Raw genomic sequence first — 23,073 nt, forward strand, 5'->3', positions numbered from 1 at the left:
GCATGATGTTGCGATACCACATCTTCTACATGATAGGTTCCTCAGGTGTAATGATCGTTGGAATACTCACAGTAAAAGTTGTTCCTTGCTCCAGAATACTTTCTACAGAGATCGCTCCGCCATGATTATGTATAATATTTTGTGTGATCATATAACCTAAGCCTGTTCCTGTTTCTTTGGTCGTATAAAATGGTTTGCCAAGGGCATTGATCTGTTTCTCTGTCATCCCACAGCCTTCATCCTGCACACTGATTCGGGCTTCTCTGTCATAGGTTTGCACATGAATATAGATGTTTCCCCCATGATTCATTGCTTCCATCGCATTTTTAAGTAAGTTAATAAATACCTGCTTCATCTGATAAGCCTCACCATTAATCCAAATGGATTGATCAGTACAGACAGGGAGGATCTTGAGATTTTTTAGAGCAGCTTGTCCATTCATTAGTGTGGTGACTTGTTCCAGCAAAGACAATAAATCCACTGGTTTACTAATATGAGTGGTTTGGGGTTTAGATAAGACAAGCAGTTCGTTGACGATGAACTCGATGCGTTTCAATTCTGACTCAATAATGGAAATATATTTATCATTCATCCGCTCGGAAGAGCGCAGTAGCTTCATAAAGCCATTAATGGCTGTCAGAGGATTCCGTATTTCATGAGCGATTCCAGCGGCTAACTGTCCTGCTGTAGATAATTTCTCGGACTGTATCAGTCGTTCATCTTCCAATACTTGCTCGGATATATCTTTGAATATGCCAATGTACGCTTCGTTTCCCTCATAAATGATTGGCAATGTAATTCCATCCACATATTTCTGCTGGTTATTTAAACAATTAATCAGGTAGCAGACAGAACCTGTTGTTCTATCAGTGTTGAATTTCTTTCTTCGTTCTGAGAGAATTTCATAATTAGAGTAGTCTACAATATCCATAGTCGATAGACCAAGCACTTGATCTAGGCTTTCTGCATGGATTAATTGTAAACCTGCCGAATTTGCATATAGAACAATCCCTCCCCTAGTGATAAGCACGGGCTGAGGCAGTTCCTCCAGCAGCTGTAGAAAAGAGCTCTCTTTTTCAAGTAGATGGGTCTTCACAACCTGAAGCTGAGTCTCCATCTCCCTGATCAGGGTCTTATTCTCGAATTGAGTAAGATAAAATATGGGTTCACCATTGTCATCCGGAAGGATAGATATGGAGACGTTTAAAGATAACCGGTGTCCGGTTGGATGGAAATAATCTAATTCGAGTCTCTGCGGATCAGTACTCGTAGATGGAAGAGAGCTTCCTAATGAAATGAATTTATGAATCTGATCTAGAAGGGTACGGACGGTTGGAGAGGGTGTCGTTAACTCGTTTTCATCATACCCCAAGAGGTCGCATAATGCTGAATTCAGTTTTAGGAACGTTCCATCAAGCGAAATAAGGGCCATACCCATCACGGCTTGGGTAAAAACAAAGTCAAAACCTTGAAAATCATTTGTCCGCACAGCAGGTTACCTCTCTTCTTTATAGGGGAGTGAGTGTTATCTCAAAATGCAATATATCCAACAGTCATAGTATAAAACATATAACTCAATAAAACATATAAAATTTCTGGGTTATTAGATATTCATACAACAGTTAAATAAAATCAGGTAGAATGGGAAGATACGTTGCATTTTAAGACAAGTGGAGGCGTTGTATCATGTTATCAGTTGTTGGTGAAATTCAAGGAATTAATCGTTACCCGGTCAAGTCATTTGCGGGTGAGAATTTAGAAAGTTGTATGATTGAACCGTATGGAATGCTTGGTGACCGTTTTTGCTCCTTTTACGATGAGTCAAAAGAGGGCTGGCGAAAATATATCACCGCTAGAAATATTCCGAATATGCTTACCTATCAAGCGCAATTTATAGATGGACAAATCCATGTAACGGCATCAGACGGGCGAACCTTTGGATGGGATGATATTCTATTGGAAGAAATCCAAAGCCAAACCAAAACTCCAATCACTATGTCTGGTCTAAAAGCTGTACATCCTCAGCCAGAACATCCGCAGCTCCTATCCGTGGATGGCGCTAGTATTCTACTCATTACGGATGCCAGCTTAAAAAAACTGGAGGCAACCTGGGGGCATTCCTTGGATCAACGGCGTTTTCGCGGGAATTTTGTTATTGCGCTGAATGATGATTCTCTTTTTGAAGGAGATTGGATTGGACGCCGGCTCAACATTGGGGATGCACAGCTACAGGTAGATAGTTTTTGCGAGAGATGTGTTGTGATTACGATGGACCCGGATAGTCTCCAGAAGGACCCAGTACTTTTGAAAAAACTGCATAAAGAGTTTGATTTGCATTTTGGAGTTTATGCTTCAGTAATCAAAACTGGGCAAATTCGAATCGGAGATAAAGTAGAATTAGTAGATTAGATACATGGTCCCAAAATTGCAAACTTCCTTTACATTACTCCATGGATAAATTATCCTTTAAAGGATGACGATTTCATATCGGGAGGTTATGTATGAAGAAGAATTTGGCATCCCTATTAGTTGCATTGCTTCTACTGGTAATGTATGTCCCTACGAGTGCATTAGCAGCAGATAGCGGCAAAGGGCAAACGTATGTGAACACTCAGAAGGTGGCAGCAGAGAAGGCAGCATTCTTAACGGAAAAGCTGGGAACGACTAGTCTCCAATATGCTCTTATTGATGGCGATAATATCGTTGTGAGCGGTCAATCTGGATATAGTCATGTGGAGAGTAAGACAGCACCAAGCGCTACAACGATGTATGGAATTGGCTCAACGAGTAAAATGTATACAACAGCTTCTATTATGAAGCTTGTTGAGCAAGGGAAAGTAGACTTGGACGGTTCAGTCGTATCTTATTTGAATAATTTTACGATGGAAGATCCTCGTTATAAGCAAATCACTGTACGGATGCTGTTGAATCATTCCTCAGGTCTTGCTGGCTCGAACTTATCCAATTCTTTCTTATTTAATGATTCTGATCCTATTGCAAAAGATAGTTTACTAGAAACGTTGTCAACACAACGTCTGAAGGCCGATCCAGGTGCCTACTCAGTATATTGTAATGATGGATTTACGCTGGCTGAGTTGATTGTTGAAAAGGTCAGCGGCACGGACTTTACCACATTCATTCATCAAAATTTCACAGAACCTCTAGGGCTTGAACATACGAAAACGCCTGTAGATTCTGTAGCTTCTTCTCAGCTGGCTAGTGTCTACAATGCTACCTACTCAGCAGCTTTACCCAAAGAAACCATTAATGTGATTGGAACAGGTGGTATCTATTCCACTGCAGAGGACTTGGTGCGCTTTGCAACTATTTTTACGGGCCAATCGACTGGCATTTTGTCAGAAAAGTCTGTGAAAGCGATGGAACAAGAGGAATATAAGCGTGGAATATGGCCTAAGGGAACAGATAATTCGTTAGCTTATGGATTAGGCTGGGACAGTGTGAACTTATATCCATTTAACCAGTACGAAATCAAGGCTTTGACAAAGGGGGGAGATACGGGTCTGTATCATACCTCATTAGTTGTATTGCCCGAACAACGGATGGCAGCAGCAGTAATATCTTCTGGCGGAGCAAGTACAACGGACCAGATGCTTGCCAACGAAATTTTACTCAGTGCCTTACAGGAAAAGGGAGTTATTAAGGAACTGAAAGCTACACCTACCTTTAAAGCTTCGAACAAAGAGGATATGCCGCAAGAATTGGTAAACTATGCGGGTGTCTATGGTGATTCTACGCAACTAATGAAGATAGAAGTTAGTAAAGCTGGGGAATTGAGTATATCTTCGATTATAGCTCCTACAATGCCAGCGCAGAAATTTTCATATAATTCGAACGGTGAATTTTTAGATGCCGAGGGTACAAGTAAAGTTAGCTTTGTGAAGGAGAGCAATGGCCGTATCTATCTTTGGAGTCAAGGGTATGGGGTAATTCCAGGACTTGGTGAAACTGCCGTTACCCAATATGCAGCTGAGAAGCTTGAACCTAATGCCCTATCTCAAGAGGTCATTACTGCATGGCAGCAGCGTCAAGGGAAATTGTATTTTGATGTCAGCGAGAAGTACAGCTCCCAATATTACATGAGTATGCCGGTAGCTGGAATCGCTATGTTCCCTGACGCACCTGGTTATATGGGCTCGAATAAAATAACTGGACCTAATAAAGCAGAAATGACCGTGCAAATCCCAACCATCGCTGGGCGCGATCTTGCGGATCTTATTTTTGAAAATAAAAATGGTGTGGAGTATTTAAAGATTGGCAATCAATTATTTATACATCAAGATGCAGTTAAACCTATTTATGCAGGCCCGCAATCTATGGTAACTATCCAATCAGATGGATACGCTAGATGGTATGGAGTTCCTGAAACGGCAACAGGTAAGATAATGACAGTAGAGCTGCCAACCAAGAGTTCCTTTGCCGTCTATGATGTGAATGGTGTATGTGTGAATTACTTTACCATTAGCGGTCTTAAGCAAGTCAAACTTCCTAGCAACGGCAAAATTGTATTTGTAGGTGATGTCGGTGCGAAGTTTGAAGTGACCCTCAAGGCGCAATAAACGTATATAAAAAAAGAATCCTGTTATCAAGATTTTCGTCTTGGTAACAGGATTTTTTATTTGAAATTTTGTGAGAATTCTTTTATTTTATCTACCAATATCCCTTTGAGCTGATCAGTACCTTCCTTTGGAGCCTTATATGCCTTATAACCTCCAAAAGATTCAATACAAATCGCAGCTTCTTTCAGATCATCAGGGAAATTTTTCTCTATTAATTCTTCGGTTTTCTTGGGTTTCTCGTTGCAAATGTAGTAGCCCATCTTCTTAGTCAGTAACTCATCTTTATTTTTTTTGATAAAGTCACGAATGGCTTTATATATTTTTTCATCTCTTACTCCTGCCCCTAAAATAATGCTATCAAATGCCTCGATATCTGGCTTTTCTAGTTCGATATTGCAAATTTTGCTCTGAGGTAGCTCTTCTGATAATACTTTTGCACATTGTTCTGTTGCTCCAGATTTTGTAGCGTATAGAATAAGTACTGCCATTGTGTTCCCTCTTTTCAGTTAAGATTAATCGCGTTCCCTCATGGAAAAAATCTCGCAAATCAATTATCTTGATTATCAAGATATAATATATTTTATCGAATATACTGATCATTTGTCAAGCCAACGGCAAGCTCCTGAGTGTTAATTAGATATCCTTATTATGGTATCATGGGAATAATATTAATCTAATGCTAACAATATCTTTAATGAAATATACAAAAAAAGAGGAGTGAACGTAAATTGGGGATCATCGTAATGCTAATCATCTATTTGTTGCTTGGAATATTTGTGATTAAAGTAGGCATCGATAACTCTAGAAGTACGCAACTATCAAAAGAAATATTAAATGAGTTAAAAGAAATCAAAGAACTAATGATCAGAAATAAATACGAATGAATTCTATATAAGGGTGGAGGTGAACGAAAGTGAAAATTGGACTTATACTTATAATACTTGCTTTTTCTAATCTATTTCTAAGGATATGGATTGTTGGCCCGGACAAAGAAAAACTTCCTGAAGACGGTTATGAGCTTAATATAAAAGGGAAGCTTATACTTGCACTTGTGGGATTAATTACGGGGATTGTGATAATAATTGCCGATGGCCCAGAGGGTACGGTTATAAAATGGTTTTGGATTGTAGTTATAGTAGTAGCAATAGGGTTTCAGTCGTTCATCGACTGGAAATTTCTAAAACATACGAAACAGCACATAGTTTCACTTATTCTGTTAGTCCTGGGTGTGGTATTAGTTTATTTTATATTCTGATCTAGTTTCATTCGTACCGGCTTCGGACCCAGATGACGTTATTTGCAAAATAATCGCCTTTTGGGCAGCGTTTCGGACTCCAGTGCAGCTATTCGTTAGAAAGTGACTTATATTAGGTGTTTTTTATGCCAATAGTGGCCATGGAGTCCGATGGAATTCTTAAAGTGGAAATATACTGCTGTTAGTGTCAATGGAGTCCGTTAGTGACTTTGTAACTGCTGATGGCATCGAATCATACGAAGAAAAGAGGTGTTTCGGCAGCCAGCTTATGGCGTGTTGGGCACCTCCTTTTTGTGTTCACATTATACTTCTGCTTTCGTAGCCACGAGTGGACAGAATCCAGGGTTCGTTATACATAATTCTTGAGCGAATTCCGGTTGGAGCTTGGAGAGCTCGGCGAAATAGCTGCTGATTACGTGATTACCACTTGTAGATCCATTTTGGAAAGACAGTGAGTTAAAAGTGTGGACATGATTGTAATAATACTTTTTTTCCCGTTTGGGGAGCTTATAGACATGTGGAGGTGCGTAGGTTACAACATCAAAAAGATTGGCATACCGGTAACTCTTCCGCACATATTGTTTGAAAATATTAACGAAGTCCGGATCGCCTACCCGTGGGGAACCATAAGTATAGAGGTTAGGTGTGGTGTAAGAGGTATTTGCCGCAATATCTAAGGTACATAAGGTGGCGAGCGCTGCACCGAGGCTGTGGCCCGTAATGTATAAGGTCTTGTCGGGAGATAGCTTGGAGAGCGTAGAGAAGATGCCATCCCGAGCTGAAGAATAAATGTTGGTGAAGCCACGATGGGTGAGAGAGTCTTCTTTAAGATATTTGAACCGTTCCTGTGAAGCGAGGACGTTGGATATCCAATTGGTCGTCGTACTGGTTCCCCGAAAGGCAATAATAATCTCTTGTGGAGACTCCAAAATAAAGCCGAAACGTTCCCATACATTATTGAAGGATTGTGCTTCAATGGGATGACATAGCTGATAATCTAATGGAATGACGAAAACTCCATCTATATTTGAAAATTGTGTATAGGTCTGCCCGCAGACTGCAGCTAGAAAGATCGCCCTTTGCCCTTGCTCATTCCTCTTACTCACGTGCATCCCGCCTTTCTTTCCTACACTATATTAGGGGGATGAAGGAGTGATTCCTAAGAAAAAGGATTCCCTGAAACTTCTCTCTGAGTTACTATATATAAATAACTCCAACAGGAGAGAGAAGGGGGAAATGCATACATGAGCAACTTATTGGAAATTTTACACAAGGAAGTCGTACCGGCAGAAGGCTGTACGGAGCCGATTGCAGTTGCGTATGCCGTCTCCTTGGCGGCAGAGCTTCTCGAGGAAGAAATTACGGGGATTCAGCTGCATCTCAGCGGTAATATTATCAAAAATGCAATGGGAGTGGGCATTCCCGGGACAGGCCAGACAGGCCTGCCCATCGCAGCAGCCCTTGGAGCGGTGGTCGGCCGTTCTCACAAGGAACTGGAAATTCTGTCAGGTCTGACACAGGCTGAGTTGAAGATGGCAAATGACCTGCTGGATAGAAAGCTGCTAAAAGTGGAGATAAAGGACACTCCTGAGAAATTATATATTGAAGCCCAGTTGTTTACGCAGAACCATACGGCGACTGCCATTATTGCCAGAGAGCACACCCATATAGAATATTTGGCTCTGGACGGGGAGAAAATAACACCCCGGAATTCAAAAGCCGACTGTGGCAAGCCTAGTCTTTCCGACACGGAAGAGTATGCGGGCTCAGTAGACCAGATATTCGAGTTTATCTGTAACGCTCCTTTTTCAGAGCTTAGCTTTCTCTTGGAAGGGGCACGGATGAACAAAGCGATCTCCGATGAGGGATTGCGAGGCGATTATGGCTTGCAGGTAGGTAAGAAAATGAATCAGCAATCTGCGGTGAATCTGTTCGGCAATGATGTAGCGAACAGAATTATCGCGGCCACTGCAGCGGCTTCAGATGCTCGAATGGATGGCAGTGCAATGCCTGTGATGACAACTGCGGGCAGCGGTAATCAAGGCATCGCCTGTACACTACCCGTTATAGCTCTGGCGGAATTGCTGGGCAAAGATGAAGAAATGCTAGCTCGGGCGCTTGCACTGAGCAATCTGGTCACTGTGCACATCAAACATTATATCGGGCGTTTGTCCCCATTATGTGGTTCAGGGATTGCAGGAGGAGTAGGAGCAAATAGCGGGATCATTTATCTCATGGGCGGCAGTCTTGAGCAGATCAAGCATGGGATACAGAATACGATAGCTTCTTTGTCAGGGATGATCTGTGACGGTGCGAATTCTACCTGTGCGCTGAAGATTTCCACCTCCACCAATACGGCGATCCAGGCAGCCACACTGGCTATGAACAACATTGCTCCTACAACCAAGGATGGTGTGATTTTCGAAGAGGTGGAAGATACCATCCGCAACATGGAGCGTTTGGTTCAGGAAGGGCTGGCGGAAACTGACAAGACCATTCTCAATATTATGCTCTCCAAAGGCGGAGCGAATTAGCTTCCAAATAAGTTGAAAACAAGATAGAACATCATAATTAAGACCGCCCGGTTCCCTGCATAAAATGGCAGGAAGCCGGGCGGTCTTTGTAACACTTCGGCAAAAACATAGGTCTGCGAGAAGATTTGCATTAAATTTTAACATAACTTATTCTGAGTTAATAAAGGCATAGAGACTGAGGGTATAAAAAGGAGATAATATGACAGAGAAAATAGATATAGGCTGGAATTTTGCGAATGGTTATACTCATCTGCCGGAATCAATGTTTACAAGAATTAAGCCAACGCCTGTGCGTAAACCGGAACTGATTATTTTTAATGAACCATTGGCTGCTACTCTAGGGCTGAATAGCACAGCACTACAGAGCAAGGAGGGCCTTGGGATTCTTGCCGGCAACGAAGTTCCTGAAGGTACCGTGTCGCTTGCGCAAGCTTATGCTGGACATCAATTCGGACATTTTACCATGTTGGGAGACGGTCGAGCAGTGCTGCTGGGCGAACAGATCACCCCTCAAGGTGATCGTGTAGATATTCAGTTGAAGGGTGCGGGAAGAACCCCATACTCTCGTGGTGGCGATGGCCGGGCAGCGCTTGGACCGATGTTACGCGAATATATCATCAGTGAAGCTATGCATGGACTCGGGATTCCTACGACTCGCAGCTTGGCGGTGGTAGCTACAGGGGAGTCGCTAATTCGAGAAACGGAACAGCCGGGGGCTGTTTTGACCCGGATCGCGGCGAGTCATTTGCGTGTTGGAACTTTCCAATATGCTGCTGCATGGGGGACTGTGGAGGATCTGCGTATTCTGGCTGATTACACGTTGCATAGACATTATCCAGAAGCTCCTGTGGAAGTTAATCCATATCTTGTTCTGCTTCGGGAAGTAATGGAACGTCAAGCAGCGCTAATTGCTAAATGGCAGCTTGTAGGTTTTATTCACGGAGTGATGAATACCGATAATATGGCCCTTAGCGGAGAAACGATTGATTATGGTCCATGTGCCTTCATGGATGTGTATAATCCTGAGACGGTATTTAGTTCCATAGATCAGCAGGGTCGTTATGCTTACCACAATCAGCCCGGGATTGGCGCATGGAATCTCGCCAGATTTGCCGAGACTCTACTGCCATTGCTGGCTGACGATCAGGCACAGGCGATTAAGCTGGCTGAGGAGGCAATTTCAGATTTTTCGGAGCGGTCCTATCAATATTGGCTAACGGGAATGAGAGCGAAGCTGGGAATCTTTAACGAAGAGTTAGAGGATGTTGCTCTGATTGATACCCTCCTTGAACTGATGCAAAAATATCGGTCTGACTACACTAATACATTTCGGTCTTTAACTTTAGGCGTAATGGAAGATGCTGATCTGTTTGGCACTCCTGAATTTAAGCAATGGAATGAGCTGTGGCAGGCGCGCCTTAGCAGGCAGCAGGAATCACAATCCTCTTCACAGGAGCTGATGCGTACCAGTAATCCTGCGATTATTCCGCGGAATCATCGTGTGGAAGAAGCGCTTGAGGCGGCGGTAGAGCGGAAAGATTACGATGTGATGGAGAGGTTACTTCAAGCATTGTCTAACCCATACGCCTACTCCCCTGAACAAGAGGAATACTCGGCACTTCCTGAGGAATCCGCATGTCCATATCGTACATTCTGCGGTACTTAAATTGCTTATAATCTATCTGGAAAATGGGGGAAGGAAGAATGTTTCATGCTTATGATGTTCTAGCCAACCAGTTGCTGGCCAATGCAAATGATCCGAGTTGGTATGTGCCCTTTGAAGTGGCGGTTAAAGACTTAAGTGAAGAAGAAGCTTTTTGGAAGGTAACGGAAGAAAGCAATAGTATTGCTGAGATTGTGCAGCATCTGCTTTACTGGAATGAAACTTGGCAAACAAGGTATAAAGAAGCCAGTGTTCATGTGGTTCCTTCAGTGGATAATAATAATACCTTTGTCGTTGCAGAAGGGAAAACGTTCGAAGCGTTGCAAAAACAACTTTTAGAGGTTCTTTTACATTGGCAGGAATTGATTAAGAAAGAACAATTGGAAGCTGATGTTCAAGGATTCCCAGACAGTAAATGGTGGGAAGTACTCGGAAATGTAACAACCCATAATGCTTATCATGTGGGCCAGATTGTTTTTATTCGAAAAATACAAAAAAGCTGGAACCGCAAGGTGAAGTGACATTGTGAAGTAAATCCTAAAAAAATAAAATTAAAAAGGCGTTAGCGGATGCACATTCATCTGGCTTTCGTCTTTTTTTACGTATTAATACTTACATATGCTTAATCATATACTCATAAACGCTTGTAAATACTTATTAAATGACTTATGATGACTTTAGGAGGTGGATTACCTTATGTATCAAGAGGAACGATTATTAAAAATACTCGAATATTTGAAACAACACCAAGCAATGAGTGTTCAAGATATCTGTACGCAATTTGAAGTCTCAAGAGATACTGCCCGACGGGATATTGTTAGGTTAGTACAAGAGGGCGTCGTTGTTCGGACGCATGGCGGTCTAGCGTTACCAGAATTACAAAAAGAATTATTATCTTACCAGGATCGTTTGATCGATGAATCCGAGAGTAAGCAGAGAATAGGGAAGATCGGAGCCGCGCTTATCCAAGATCGTGAGACTGTGATTTTAGACGTATCGACCACTGTACAGTTTGTTGCTGAACAAATTAGTGCACAGGATATTACGGTTGTCACGCATTCAATAGATAATGTAGGGATTTTATCCCATCGTGAGGATCTGCAAATTTATGTACTTGGTGGTTACTTGAATGTGAAAAACCGCTTGTTATATGGTTCTTCCATTATCGATAAACTTAGTGAAATTCGTGCGGATAAAGCCTTTATTGGAGCGTCGGCGATCTGTGCTGATGGGCTCTATTATCCTTATGAAGAAGATGCGCGGGTAAAAAGAGAAATGGCTCGAAGATCTGATCAAGTGATTTTAGTAGCCGATCACACCAAATTTAATGCCAAATCCTTTTATCGGCTAGACTTTGACTTCATTGATATTTTAATTACAAATCGAGAGCTTCCAATCGAGATCAGAGAAGTTCTAGATCAGAAGAACATCACAGTTATTGAGTGTCAAGATGAAGCTGAAGAGGTTCGAAATCAAGAGTGATAACGAAATGGAGGAGAACGTTTATGACTTATATTTTGCAAAATGTACAAGTAGTGCTTCAGAATAGTATAGTTTCAGCGGCCAATGTATGGATTTCTGAAGGAAAAGTGATGAGGATAGACTCAGGAGATACCTCTATTCCAGAGGGTGAGTATGAACGGATTGATGGCGGAGGGCATTTGTTAGTGCCCGGAATGATAGATGTGCATATTCATGGTGCTAACGGGTTTGATATGATGGACGGTACTGCAGAGAGTATTCAAGAAGTATCGAAGGCTTGCGCAGCATCTGGTTGCACCTCATTTCTGGCTACCTCTGTGAGTTCTACGATGGAAGATCTTTTAGAGATGATTCGTAGTGTCAAACGTGTAATTGGGCATGAAGTGGGAGCAAAGATCGCAGGCATTCACTTAGAGGGACCTTATCTAAACCCCAAGAGAAAAGGAATGCAAAATGAAAAGTATCTGCGGCATCCTAACTTAGAAGAAATGAAGCTCATTTTCCAAGAAGCTGGATCACTCATTAAAATGGTTACGATTGCTCCTGAGCTGCCGGGAGGCATGGAGCTTCTTTCCTTTTTGAAGGAACGGGGAGTGGTGATAGCAATTGCTCATTCGGATGCCACATATGAGGAAGCCAAACAAGCTTTTGCCGCTGGGGCAAGTCATGTTACGCATTGTTTTAATGGCATGCGGCCGATCCATCATCGCGATCCGGGGATTGTGGTTGCCGCTTTCGAAGAGAAACATGTAAGCCTGCAAGCTATTGTGGATAATGTCCATCTGCATCCTGCAATTATCCGATTGATGCATACCATGAAAGGACCAGAAGGAATGGTCTTGATCACAGATGCGTTACAAGCAATGGGGTTAGGGGATGGGAACTATATATTTGGAGGACATCAGGTTACGGTATCTGGGGGCATAGCGCGATTGGAAGATGGCACGCTGGCCTCCAGTACAGTTACCATGAATGAAGCCTTACGTTATACTGTCGAAACTGGAATTTCGCTGACAGATGCCGTACAAATGGCTTCAACTACACCTGCTAATATTCTTGAACTTCAACAAAAGGGGACGATAACCACTGGCTTAGATGCTGACCTAGTCCTCTTGGATGATGAATTTAAAGTGCTCTGGACAATGGTAGGAGGGCAAATCTTACAGCTGTGACCGATATTCATGTGCGGTTATTCCGAACACGCTTTTAAAATGCCTGTTCAGATGAGTTAGATCCACAAATCCGCAATCTACAACAGCTGCATAGATATCCTTGGTTCTCTCAATGGACTGCTTGGCACGCTCTACCTTGCAATTTAAGAAATATTGATAGGGTGATATTCCTGTATGTGTCTTAAACTCGCGAATAAACTGATATTTGGACAGACCAAACTCTGTGCAGAGATCGTCCAGCTTCAGCACATGGTCTAAACTGCAGTACATCATTTCCTTTGCTTTTTTGAGAAATTTATTATTCGTTCTACGATCGGTAACTATTTCAGTATTAGATACTAAATGAACCAGAGTGAATAACAGTTCACTGCACAAAGACTCCTCTTTGCCATTCTGGATGGCATGGTTTAGGGCTAATATGCACTGCGCCAATTTGTCATCGTATAAGATAGGAGTGGCGAAGCGGAGTTCTTTTTTATCTAGTATCTCTCGCATTAGGGTTGGCTTAATATAAAGCATGACATAATCAATGCCACCTTTATCATACGCATTGCCATCATGTGTTTGTTCTGGATTAAACAACATTACGCCATTTTTATGTGAGGATTGCAAACTACCGTCAAGATTATATTGCTGAATGCCACGAAGGGTCACACCGAGTGCATATTCCTCATGGCAATGTTTTTTATAGGTGAAATCAGTAAGGCTGGCGGATAAGGACAGGATCTCTGCTGACTTTTTATAGTTAAATCTCTCCACGTTCTTAACCTCCGCGACTTTATAGGATTCCCGATATCATAATGGCTGAGTATACTAAAAACAGTGCCATCACGGTATTTAGAACTTTTTGATGATTTTTCATAAATGTTCTGAAGATTGTCCCAAATACAACCCATGTCGTAAATGCAAAAAATCCGATCACAGTTATAATTATAACAAACATAAACAAGGCAAGCGAAGAGGTATAGAATGGCATTACGTAGTTGGGAATGACCGTTAGTGTAAATACTAGCACTTTAGGATTCACAAGCTGCATAAGCACGCCTGAGCGGAAATTGGCATTGGGGTCAGGCTGGTCTTCCATTGAACCCATTTTAAAGATTTTATAAGCAAGGTAGAGCATATATAAACTCCCAATGACTTGCATAATGATCAGGATATTTGGGATGATTTCTACTAGAACACGGTTCAGCAGAGTAGAAATGATAAGTAATAAGCCAAAAGCCAGCGTGGATCCGTATACATACCCCATTGATTTTTTAGCCCCGGAATGTTGCACGGAAGAAAGAATAACAATATTGGTAGGACCGGGTGTAAATGTAGCGACAACGCAATAGATCAGAAAGGACAATATATTCATGATGACCTCCAGTAAAGTAGTTCTATGAATATAAACCTTTCAGTCTGAATGCTGATAGTATATTATTGCAGGATTTTTAAGAATTCCGGCCGGGAATAGAAGAGGTGTACGAATCAATGAATAAGAGTAATCAAATGGCCATAAGCACACTTTCTCCAGCTGATTTTGAATCCACATGCTCTGTTTTTGAAATTTCAATCCCAGATGCTTTTGAAAAAGAAGGGCTTGATCATTTACAAGACGATATCCAAAGTGAAATAGATCATAAAAAGCAAATGGTGATGACTTCACTGGATACTACAACTGCGGAGCCTTACTTCCTTCTTGCAAAAATAGAAGAGCAGGTGGTCGGTACGATTTCCTTTGGAGCTTGTGGCGAAGATATTCAAACCTGCACGGATCATCAGTTAGATGAAATAGGGGAATTGGGCAGTCTATACATTATGCCAAGTTATCAGGGTCAAGGTGTGGGTTCAGCCTTAATTAAGGAAATGATGATATTTCTAAAAAAGCAAGGGGTAGAGCGGTTTTGTCTGGACAGCGGGTATAAACGTGCACAAATCAGGTGGCAACGTAAATTTGGGAAACCTTATAAAGTAGTGGAAGACTATTGGGGACCTGATTCCGTCCATATGGTTTGGTTGTGTAATGTGAGTGATCATTTAAGCTAGAGATATATTTTTCATAAAAATAACAGTCCCTTTGCTGCGCGCAGAGGGATTTTTTGTTTTGTTGGATAAAACGGGTGTAATGTCGTTTGACAGATGATCTTTTGCCGGGTAATATGAATCTTAGATTTAGTAAATTAGTAATTTAGTAAATGAGTAAATTAGTAAATCATAAAATGGAGAGTGACTAATCATGAAAATTCCAACAACTCTAAAACATAAACCTGTAATCGTGTCAGAAAATTACGAGCAGGTTGATGGCCGCTACGCCGGGGACACAGATGCAAAAGGTCTGTCCCTAGGATTAGCACAATGGAACGATAGAGGAAAAGTCGACATCTCAGCAAAGGTATGGAGACATACAGGGGACAAATGGTCGAGACAGTCCGAAGAGCTGCCAATGCACAGAGTGCTTGACCTGGCAATTTTGATTTGCAGAAGTAGTTTGTATTTTCAAGAGGCCTATCGTTTTCCGAAAATGTATGATCCCGAGAGCCCTATGATTGATCGTGTTGGGCTGCAAGGAGATGCAATGAGTGTATCTGTCTGTGCAGACAATCCCATGATTGATAATGATATTAAGCTGTTCGCCCAGGCGCTTAGTGATGATGGTGAAATGATTGGAGAACGACTTTCGGTATTGTCCCGTTTATTAAAAGAAATGGGGTACTGAAATTTAGCAGAATTGTTTGTGGAAGGAGAATCATGAATCATAATGGACAAAAGCAAACGTAAAGAACTTCAGGAGCAATATAAGCAGCTCAAGACTTACATGGGTGCTATTCAAATTACAAACAAAATAAGCGGAAAAATATTCGTTGACAGCTATCCCAACCTGAAGAATAAATGGATGACTATACAGATGCAATTAGATATGGGCAGATTTGCGAATGCAGAGCTGCAAAAGGACTGGAAGGAACTTGGAGCAGAAGCTTTCAGCTATGAGGTATTAGAGCAGAAGGAGTCAGAAGACTTAACCGACGTGCGCTGGGAGCTTAAACTATTGAAAAAGAAGTGGTTCGAGAAATTGCAACCCTTTGATGACAAAGGATATAATAAGCCACTTACCCATTAAGCCAAGTATAAAGAAACCTTTAGCTTTCATAGCAAGGGTTTCTTTTTTTTGGATCGTATTTCACTCCGGATTTTATGTGTCGTAATATTATATATGTTTTGTCGCATTTTCCTACTAAAAAAGCTGTTTATTATGTGTTATTTTTATAGCAGATGTCAGAATAACATATATACGGGAGGCACAAGTAAATGACCATTAGAATTGGTAAGCTCAGCTATTGGCATGTGCATGCATGGGATTATACCAAGCAAGCTCAGGAGCATGAAGATACCGTATTAGCTGCAGTTTGGGACGAAAACGTAGAGCGTGGGAACAAAGCTGCGGAAAGCTTGAATATTCCTTATTTTGAATCACTGGATGATCTGCTTGCGCAAGAGGATATAGATGCCGTTATCGTGGATGCACCAACGAATATGCATAGAGACGTAATCATGGCTGCGGCCAAAGCGGGTAAACATATTTTCACAGAAAAAGTTATTGCCCCAACGTTAAAAGAAGTTAACGCAATCATCGCAGAAGTTAACGAGAACAAAGTGAAGCTAACGGTCTCCTTGCCTCGTTTAAATGACGGCTATACATTAACTATTCAAGAGATTCTAAGTCAGGAACTGCTCGGCAAGATTACTTACGTTAGAGTTCGCTTATCCCATAACGGAGCAACGGAAAGCTGGCTTCCTGATCATTTCTTTAGCTTGGAGCAATGTGGAGGCGGAGCTTTGATTGATCTGGGCTGTCATCCCATGTATTTGGCGAAGCTTTTCTTAGATCAAGATGTGACTGGGGTAAGTGCTAATTTTGGTTATGTAACCGGTAAAGAAGTGGAAGATAATGCCGTAGTGACACTATTTACGGATTCAGGAGCAATTGGTGTGGTGGAGGCTGGTTTCGTGAATAGTCATTCGCCGTTTACTATCGAGGTGCATGGAACTGAAGGAACGCTGCTTTACGGAACACCAGAGAATAAGCTTCTTCTTAGAACGAACAAATCCACGGATAAAGAAGAAGGCTGGAAAGAAGTAGCCCTGCAAAGCAATCGTGAAAGCGCCTTCCATCAATGGGTTGATCATATTCAAAATAATACACTTGGCACTCAAAATGTTGAAATGGCAGTTGAGCTTACCAGATTAATGGAGGCGGCGAACCGCTCGGCTAAAGAAGGCTGTGTAATTCCGATTGGGAGGACTTAACGTTGAGCAGCTTTCCCTATGAGATGATGTTTGAGAAGCAGGATATGCTTGAAAGATTGGATATCACGATTCTATGGGGACATTACGAGATTACAGTGTTTAGATTTCATTTGACATCTTTTCCACCGGGCAGAGTAGTCGAGTTCCATAATCATTCTGAATTTGAATTTCATTTCATTCCGCGCGGGAAGGGAGAAGTCATTCTTGGGGATCAAAAATATCCTCTTTCAGAAGGAATGTTCTATCTAACCGGACCAGGTGTTATGCATCGTCAAGAGGCGGATGCTGATGAATCTATGGAAGAGCTATGTCTGCATGTTGACATCAAAAAGAGGATCAGGGATGATGCTGATCTTTGGGAGGTTGCGGAAGCTGAAACCTGTGTGGAGAAGCTGAAGTGTTTACCCTTGGTTCCAGCACAAGACTATCACGGGGCTATGAAGTGTTTTCGAGAAGCGTACGAAGCATGCGATGGGAAGTTGACCGGATATTATACTTCAATTAAGCATCTTGTGATCAGTATTTTACTAAAGGCCGTTAGAGCGTATGATTCAGGCGGGATCCGCACGGAGGCGCCGGTTAGAGATATGCTGACTTACCGGTATCAATACGCAATGCAATATATGGAAGCGAATTATTCAGGAACGGTTACCTTAGAAAATGTTGCGGAAAAGCTAAATATTAGTTCAAGGCAGCTGCAGCGGGTGTTTAAGCAAGTAAATGCAGAACAATCATTCAGTAGGGCGCTTGAGGATATTCGATTGCAAGCGGTCTGCCGCAAGCTTGAAGAAAGCAATTATCCGATAGAACAAATCGCACAGTCGGAAGGGTTTACCAATGCTACCTATTTGCATATTGTCTTCCGCAAGCGGTTAGGTATGACACCGGCAACTTATCGAAACAGCAAACAAATCCATTAGAGGTGAGGGTGAAGGATATGAGTAAGGTTTTTCGTGTAGGGATTATTGGATGTGGTGGTATTGCGAATGGCAAACATCTTCCAAGCTTGAGCAGACAAAGTAAGGTTGAAATCGTGGCTTTTTGTGACATTATTAAAGAACGTGCTGAAGAAGCAGCGGAGAAATACGGAAATAATAAAGCTACTGTCTATACGGATTACACTGAACTATTAAAAGATCAATCCATTGATATTATTCATGTGCTTACGCCTAATGATGTCCATGCGGAAATATCAATCGCTGCTCTAGAAGCCGGAAAACATGTGATGTGCGAAAAACCAATGGCTAAGACGGCGGCAGATGCCAAACGAATGGTTGAAGCAGCGAAACGTACAGGCAAGAAGCTGACCATTGGATATGACAACCGGTACAGAGAAGACAGCTTATATTTGAAAAAAGCTTGTGAGTCCGGAGAGCTTGGTCATATTTATTTTGCAAAAGCACATGCCATCAGACGGAGAGCCGTACCGACCTGGGGAGTATTTCTTGATGAAGAGAAACAAGGCGGCGGTCCGCTTATCGATATCGGAACCCATGCGCTGGATCTAACCCTTTGGATGATGGATAACTATAAACCAAAAGTTGTGCTGGGCACTAAATATCATGAACTTTCACAAAAAGAAGAAGCCGCCAACGCATGGGGACCGTGGGACCCTAAAAAGTTCACCGTAGAGGATTCAGCCTTTGGAATGGTCGTAATGGAGAATGGTGCAACAATCATGCTGGAAGCGAGCTGGGCTCTGAATTCACTAGACATACATGAAGCGAAATGCAGCTTAAGTGGGACGGAAGCAGGCGCAGATATGAAGGACGGACTTAGAATTAACGGAGAGAAATTCAGCAAGCTGTACACCAATAAAATTGAGCTTGGGGCAGGCGGTGTTGCCTATTATGAAGGAAAAGCTGAAAGTGCTCCGGATATAGAATTAAGAAAGTGGATTGAAGCGATTGAACAGGATAAAGACCCGGTTGTAACTCCTGAACAGGCTTTTGTCGTTTCGCAAATATTGGAAGCTATTTATGAATCGGCGCAGACCGGCAAGGCTGTGTATCTGGATTAGATTTTTGACAACTATAGCGATTTAGAGTAATATCCACTTGTGATTTAATTATAGGGATCCGAGACAAGACTCTCTCTTTACCGGGAGAGTTTTTTTGTTTTTTTACTTGTTTAGACTCTGGGTAATAGGGGTGGAAATCGTGGATACTGTTGATCGCAATCATGTGCTTATTGTGGAAGATGACGATAATATTAGACGTTTTATATCTATAAATTTAACGAATAATGGGTTTGTGGTTAGTGAAGCTGCTTGTGGAGAAGAAGCATTGCAGAGCTTTGAGGTGAGCCGTCCAGATGTTATGGTTCTGGATATCATGTTGCCTGATTCTAATGGGTTCGAAATATGCCGAAAGCTAAGAGAGAAAGACGCTGGGGTCATCATCATTTTCTTAACCGCACGTGGACAGGATTTGGACAAAATCAATGGCCTTGAAATGGGTGCTGACGATTACATTGTTAAACCTTTTAATCCATTAGAATTGGTAGCACGTATTAAAGCTATTTTGCGCCGTACAGAATCCGCTCTAAAGCCGCAAAGAACTATACTTCAAGCTGGACCGATCCGGCTGGATTTGAACGCGAACAAGATGTTTAAGCAGGATGACAGCATTGAATTAACTCCGAAGGAATTTCAGTTGATGAAAACCTTTCTGGAGCATCCGGATACAGCACTCTCTAGAAATGAATTAATGAATCTTGTCTGGGGAGAGGATTATATTGGAGATCCCAAAACGGTGGATGTTCATGTGCGTAAGTTAAGAGAGAAAATTGAGGTTGATGCTTCTAATCCGCATTGGCTTGAGACGGTATGGGGGCTCGGTTACCGCTTTAGAAAGGATGGTTGAAGAATGGGGATTCAGAAAAGATTAGTAGGAAGCTATTTTATACTCATTTGTCTTACTGTGCTCATTCTTGAAATCATTCTTAATGTATCTTTGCGATATTATTATTTTCATAACATAGAGGAAACCTTGATGAATCAAGCAGAGCTATCGGCTTCTTTTTTTCAGCAATACTTTGGGGACCAGGATCTGGTGGAACAATCGGATAGGTTACTGAAGGGTTTTGCGAGTCATTCTGATGCACAGGTGCAGATTATTAATGTTGAAGGCTGGCTGTTGCAGGACTCAAATGGACTTCAAGGCGATCTAACTATGACTGAGTACATAGATGTACAAGCAGCAATAAAAGGGCAGCCCGGCAGTTGGAAAGGTGCGGACCCTAACACAGAGGAAGCAATTTACGCGGTATCTTATCCCTTGCAGGCTAATGGAAACATAGTGGGGGGAGTCAGATTTATCACGTCCTTAACGGAAACTATACATACAGTTAAACATATTACGGTTTTACTGATCGGGGTGGGGATAATCGTTATTGGCATTGTCACCTTACTTGGATTATTGCTGTCTTGGACCATAACCAGATCAATTAAAGATCTGAAGCAGGCAGCAGACCAGATGACCGAAGGAGATTTCAGCATCAGAGTGCATAAGCGCTATCAAGATGAGCTTGGTTCATTGGCGGATACGTTAAATATGATGGCAAGCCGAATCTCCAAGAGTGAACAGCTTAAGAATGATTTTATCGCTTCCGTATCCCATGAACTGCGAACACCCTTGACCTCGATCAAAGGTTGGGCAATTACCTTAAAGGCGAGTGAGGTGAGTAATCAACCTCTATTTTATGATGGGCTTGATATTATTGAATCCGAAAGTGACAGGTTAACTCATATGGTGGATGAATTGTTGGATTTCTCTAAGTTGGATAACGGAAGAATCGCCGTTCACTTCACATCAGTGGATCTAACAGAACTGCTGCAGCATATCGGCAGACAACTTACCCCTAGAGCGACCCGACAAGGCATCTCACTAGAAGTGAAAATAGAAGAACATCTGCCAGTGATTCAAGCTGACGAGAATCGTGTGAAGCAAGTCATGATTAATCTCATTGATAATTCACTCAAATTTACTGGTTCATCAGATCGGATTTTAATCAGCGCCCATACGGTTCCAGGGAAAGTCGTGATTTCTGTAGAGGATACAGGCTCAGGTATCGCAGAGACGGATTTAGAGAATGTGCGGCAAAAATTCTACAAAGGGGATCAACAGGCTTCGGGCAGTGGCTTGGGTTTATCCATCTCGGAACAGATCATTAAATTGCATCATGGAGAGCTGCGAATAAGCAGCACTTTAGGCAAAGGAACGATTGTCCAATTTGACTTACCGATAGAATAAGAATTCAAATTTAACTATTTCATAACCACTTTCACCTCTTTCAAAGATAAAATACTATATATGCGGACAAGCGAGGAGTCGATGATCCAAATGCCGGGCAAATTCATAAAAATTGGTACCCTGTTTACAACTTTATTTTTGCTCGGAGGATGCGGAGTCCCGGCAACACCCGGAGAGCTGATTAAACCTCCATCATCAGAAGCAAGCCTAGAGCGAGACAAAACGAGCCAGGAATTTATTAAGTGGCTTCCAGACAAAGCTCAATTGATAACTCCGATGAAGGGACAAGAGGATAATGCCATCTCTTTTGGCGATATGGATGGAGACGGAATTGACGAAGCCGTAGTTGTGTATGAGTACAGTAAAAACAAAGGATATACTATAAAAGCAATGTTGTTGAGGCAGGAAAATGAAGCTTGGCAGAAGATTTCCGAGGTTGAGGGGTTTGGGTATGGTCTAGATTATGCCGGATTCTTTGATGTTGATGAAGATGGCCATAAGGAGCTCGCGCTGGGCTGGTCATTGGGTGAGGCTGGGAATGGTCTGGATATCTATACGCTAAGTGAAGATAAACTGAAGCTGTTATCGAAGAAAGCGTATCAGGGCAAATTTGATCTGAGGTAATCATTCAATTTAATCATCCGTAGCGCTTCAATGTGAAAAAAAGAAGTAAAAGTGCTCAGCACAACAAGAAAACTACAGAAATTAAATAGAGGTTGTTTTATGCTCATCTCTACCAAAATTGCAAAGCTGGACAGATCCGTACTTTTTCTCACCACCTGCTTAGTTGGCGTGGGTACTGTTGCTATTTATGAAGCGACTACGGATACGCGGTTAGACGGTCTTTACATAAGTTATTTGTATTTATTTGCTTTATTTTGCCTACCCATGTTATTCATTGCTTTGGTAGATTATAAGATTCTATTAGGCAGGTTAGCGTATCTCTTTTATGGCGTGGGCATAGGTTTACTCGTACTAGTCAAGCTGGTTGGAGAAAATCTCAATGGTGCCGTGCGTTGGTTAAGCATTGGGAGCTTTCAGCTTCAGCCCTCCGAGCTGGCTAAAATATGTACGGTGCTGCTCATTGCTCATCTATTAGGTACACGAGAGGGCCAGCAGCTGCGGTTTTTTCAAGATTTAGTACCGGTTTGTTTCGTTTTTTTAATTCCTTTCATTTTAATAATGGAGCAGCCCGATTTGGGTACAGCACTCGTATTTGTTGGCATATTACTTAGTATGCTGTGGATTGGCAACATCCGTGCTCTATATATGATTCTGATCCTTAGTGTTGTGATTATTTCGATCGGCACGATACTATGGCTGTATTATGCCAACTTCGACTTGTTATCCAAGATTGTCGAGCCCCATCAACTGTCACGAATCCAATCCTTTTTGGACCCGCAGAGCGATCCTGATAAATCTTGGCATGTGAAAAACGCAATGATAGCCATTGGCTCCGGAGGATTATCGGGCAATGAAGGTATTTTTTTGCGAAAAGGATATATTCCATATGCGTATTCCGATTCGATCTATGTAGTCATCGGGGGGAAATACGGTTTTATAGGTTCATCCGTGCTGCTGATGCTTTATTTACTGCTCGTGTACCGAATGATCTTTATTGCGCTGGATAGTAGGGACCGTGCGGGTACCTATATTGTCACCGGGTTTATCGCCATGTTCATCTTTCAAGTTTCCGTTAATCTTGGGATGCATATTGGGTTGCTGCCCCTGACGGGGATTTCATTGCCTTTTATTAGTTATGGAGGCAGCTCATTGCTAACTAATATGATTGCGATTGGCATGGTGTTAAGTGTTAAAGTTCATAAGGATGAAAGCACTGATTGAAT

23 protein-coding genes are annotated in these 23,073 nt (G+C 42.0%); 18 read left to right on the plus strand and 5 right to left on the minus strand.

Translation table 11 applies throughout. The features are described 5' to 3' along the window. Window positions 1-25: 25 nt before the first annotated feature. Window positions 26-1,489: an ATP-binding protein gene (locus tag MKY63_RS21830; RefSeq protein ID WP_256717306.1), complete on the minus strand. Its 1,464-nt coding sequence runs from the start codon at window positions 1,487-1,489 to the stop codon at window positions 26-28. A 197-nt stretch (window positions 1,490-1,686) separates the two neighbouring features. Here MKY63_RS21830 and MKY63_RS21835 point away from each other — a divergent pair, with 197 nt between their 5' ends. Next, a complete protein-coding gene (locus tag MKY63_RS21835) occupies window positions 1,687-2,409 on the plus strand; it encodes an MOSC domain-containing protein (protein WP_076223119.1) in 723 nt (240 codons plus the stop codon). Window positions 2,410-2,501: 92 nt separating this feature from the next. Then, window positions 2,502-4,577: a serine hydrolase domain-containing protein gene (locus tag MKY63_RS21840; protein WP_339809810.1), complete on the plus strand. Its 2,076-nt coding sequence runs from the start codon at window positions 2,502-2,504 to the stop codon at window positions 4,575-4,577. Window positions 4,578-4,633: 56 nt separating this feature from the next. Here the strand turns inward: MKY63_RS21840 and MKY63_RS21845 are convergent, their stop codons facing one another. Continuing rightward, a complete protein-coding gene (locus MKY63_RS21845; protein WP_076104972.1) occupies window positions 4,634-5,065 on the minus strand; it encodes a flavodoxin domain-containing protein in 432 nt (143 codons plus the stop codon). A 425-nt stretch (window positions 5,066-5,490) separates the two neighbouring features. On the opposite strand from MKY63_RS21845, the gene MKY63_RS21850 reads away from it, so the two are divergent. Next, window positions 5,491-5,832, plus strand: a complete 342-nt coding sequence (locus MKY63_RS21850; protein WP_036688860.1) for a DUF4181 domain-containing protein — start codon at window positions 5,491-5,493, stop codon at window positions 5,830-5,832. Window positions 5,833-6,134: 302 nt separating this feature from the next. Here MKY63_RS21850 and MKY63_RS21855 read toward each other — a convergent pair whose 3' ends face one another. Further along, window positions 6,135-6,944: a lipase family protein gene (locus tag MKY63_RS21855; RefSeq protein WP_339809811.1), complete on the minus strand. Its 810-nt coding sequence runs from the start codon at window positions 6,942-6,944 to the stop codon at window positions 6,135-6,137. 132 nt (window positions 6,945-7,076) lie between these two features. On the opposite strand from MKY63_RS21855, the gene MKY63_RS21860 reads away from it, so the two are divergent. From MKY63_RS21860 to nagA, 5 genes are all read left to right on the plus strand, one after another. Next, the gene (locus MKY63_RS21860; protein ID WP_038572174.1) at window positions 7,077-8,366 is read left to right on the plus strand and encodes an L-serine ammonia-lyase, iron-sulfur-dependent, subunit alpha; all 1,290 of its coding nucleotides are present in this window, start codon (window positions 7,077-7,079) and stop codon (window positions 8,364-8,366) included. A gap of 199 nt (window positions 8,367-8,565) precedes the next feature. Continuing rightward, complete coding sequence (locus tag MKY63_RS21865) at window positions 8,566-10,032, plus strand: YdiU family protein (protein ID WP_339809812.1); 1,467 nt, start codon at window positions 8,566-8,568, stop codon at window positions 10,030-10,032. 38 nt (window positions 10,033-10,070) lie between these two features. Then, window positions 10,071-10,550, plus strand: a complete 480-nt coding sequence (locus MKY63_RS21870) for a DinB family protein (RefSeq protein ID WP_339809813.1) — start codon at window positions 10,071-10,073, stop codon at window positions 10,548-10,550. 175 nt (window positions 10,551-10,725) lie between these two features. Continuing rightward, the gene (locus tag MKY63_RS21875) at window positions 10,726-11,511 is read left to right on the plus strand and encodes a DeoR/GlpR family DNA-binding transcription regulator (RefSeq protein WP_038572168.1); all 786 of its coding nucleotides are present in this window, start codon (window positions 10,726-10,728) and stop codon (window positions 11,509-11,511) included. 23 nt (window positions 11,512-11,534) lie between these two features. Then, window positions 11,535-12,683: an N-acetylglucosamine-6-phosphate deacetylase gene (gene nagA, locus MKY63_RS21880; protein WP_076104968.1), complete on the plus strand. Its 1,149-nt coding sequence runs from the start codon at window positions 11,535-11,537 to the stop codon at window positions 12,681-12,683. Here nagA and MKY63_RS21885 read toward each other — a convergent pair. Then, window positions 12,672-13,442 (minus strand): AraC family transcriptional regulator, encoded by a 771-nt coding sequence (locus tag MKY63_RS21885; protein ID WP_339809815.1) that lies wholly within the window; start codon window positions 13,440-13,442, stop codon window positions 12,672-12,674. The genes nagA and MKY63_RS21885 overlap by 12 nt on opposite strands. 19 nt (window positions 13,443-13,461) lie before the next feature. Continuing rightward, the gene (locus tag MKY63_RS21890) at window positions 13,462-14,043 is read right to left on the minus strand and encodes a LysE family transporter (protein ID WP_036688845.1); all 582 of its coding nucleotides are present in this window, start codon (window positions 14,041-14,043) and stop codon (window positions 13,462-13,464) included. Window positions 14,044-14,159: 116 nt separating this feature from the next. Between MKY63_RS21890 and MKY63_RS21895 the strand changes: the two genes are divergently transcribed. From MKY63_RS21895 to MKY63_RS21940, 10 genes are all read left to right on the plus strand, one after another. Further along, window positions 14,160-14,714, plus strand: coding sequence for a GNAT family N-acetyltransferase (locus MKY63_RS21895; protein WP_081382550.1), 555 nt, complete (start codon window positions 14,160-14,162; stop codon window positions 14,712-14,714). Window positions 14,715-14,904: 190 nt separating this feature from the next. After that, window positions 14,905-15,384 carry a DUF6530 family protein gene (locus MKY63_RS21900; RefSeq protein WP_036688841.1) on the plus strand — a complete coding sequence of 160 codons (480 nt, stop codon included), beginning with the start codon at window positions 14,905-14,907 and terminating at the stop codon, window positions 15,382-15,384. Window positions 15,385-15,426: 42 nt separating this feature from the next. After that, window positions 15,427-15,786: a GIY-YIG nuclease family protein gene (locus MKY63_RS21905; RefSeq protein WP_036688839.1), complete on the plus strand. Its 360-nt coding sequence runs from the start codon at window positions 15,427-15,429 to the stop codon at window positions 15,784-15,786. A 188-nt stretch (window positions 15,787-15,974) separates the two neighbouring features. Next, a complete protein-coding gene (locus tag MKY63_RS21910) occupies window positions 15,975-16,973 on the plus strand; it encodes a Gfo/Idh/MocA family oxidoreductase (RefSeq protein ID WP_076100250.1) in 999 nt (332 codons plus the stop codon). Window positions 16,974-16,975: 2 nt separating this feature from the next. Next, window positions 16,976-17,893: an AraC family transcriptional regulator gene (locus MKY63_RS21915; protein WP_235219571.1), complete on the plus strand. Its 918-nt coding sequence runs from the start codon at window positions 16,976-16,978 to the stop codon at window positions 17,891-17,893. A 17-nt stretch (window positions 17,894-17,910) separates the two neighbouring features. Beyond that, window positions 17,911-18,993, plus strand: coding sequence for a Gfo/Idh/MocA family oxidoreductase (locus tag MKY63_RS21920; RefSeq protein WP_076100251.1), 1,083 nt, complete (start codon window positions 17,911-17,913; stop codon window positions 18,991-18,993). Between the two features lie 139 nt (window positions 18,994-19,132). After that, window positions 19,133-19,837: a response regulator transcription factor gene (locus MKY63_RS21925; protein ID WP_036689130.1), complete on the plus strand. Its 705-nt coding sequence runs from the start codon at window positions 19,133-19,135 to the stop codon at window positions 19,835-19,837. 3 nt (window positions 19,838-19,840) lie between these two features. Continuing rightward, the gene (locus tag MKY63_RS21930) at window positions 19,841-21,226 is read left to right on the plus strand and encodes a HAMP domain-containing sensor histidine kinase (protein ID WP_076100253.1); all 1,386 of its coding nucleotides are present in this window, start codon (window positions 19,841-19,843) and stop codon (window positions 21,224-21,226) included. Between the two features lie 90 nt (window positions 21,227-21,316). Further along, window positions 21,317-21,850 carry a hypothetical protein gene (locus tag MKY63_RS21935; protein WP_038572145.1) on the plus strand — a complete coding sequence of 178 codons (534 nt, stop codon included), beginning with the start codon at window positions 21,317-21,319 and terminating at the stop codon, window positions 21,848-21,850. Between the two features lie 99 nt (window positions 21,851-21,949). Further along, on the plus strand, window positions 21,950-23,071 hold the full coding sequence (locus MKY63_RS21940; protein WP_076100255.1) for an FtsW/RodA/SpoVE family cell cycle protein: 1,122 nt from the start codon (window positions 21,950-21,952) through the stop codon (window positions 23,069-23,071). Window positions 23,072-23,073 lie beyond the last annotated feature (2 nt).

This window comes from Paenibacillus sp. FSL R7-0189, from assembly GCF_037969925.1.
Lineage (GTDB): Bacteria > Bacillota > Bacilli > Paenibacillales > Paenibacillaceae > Paenibacillus_AQ > Paenibacillus_AQ odorifer.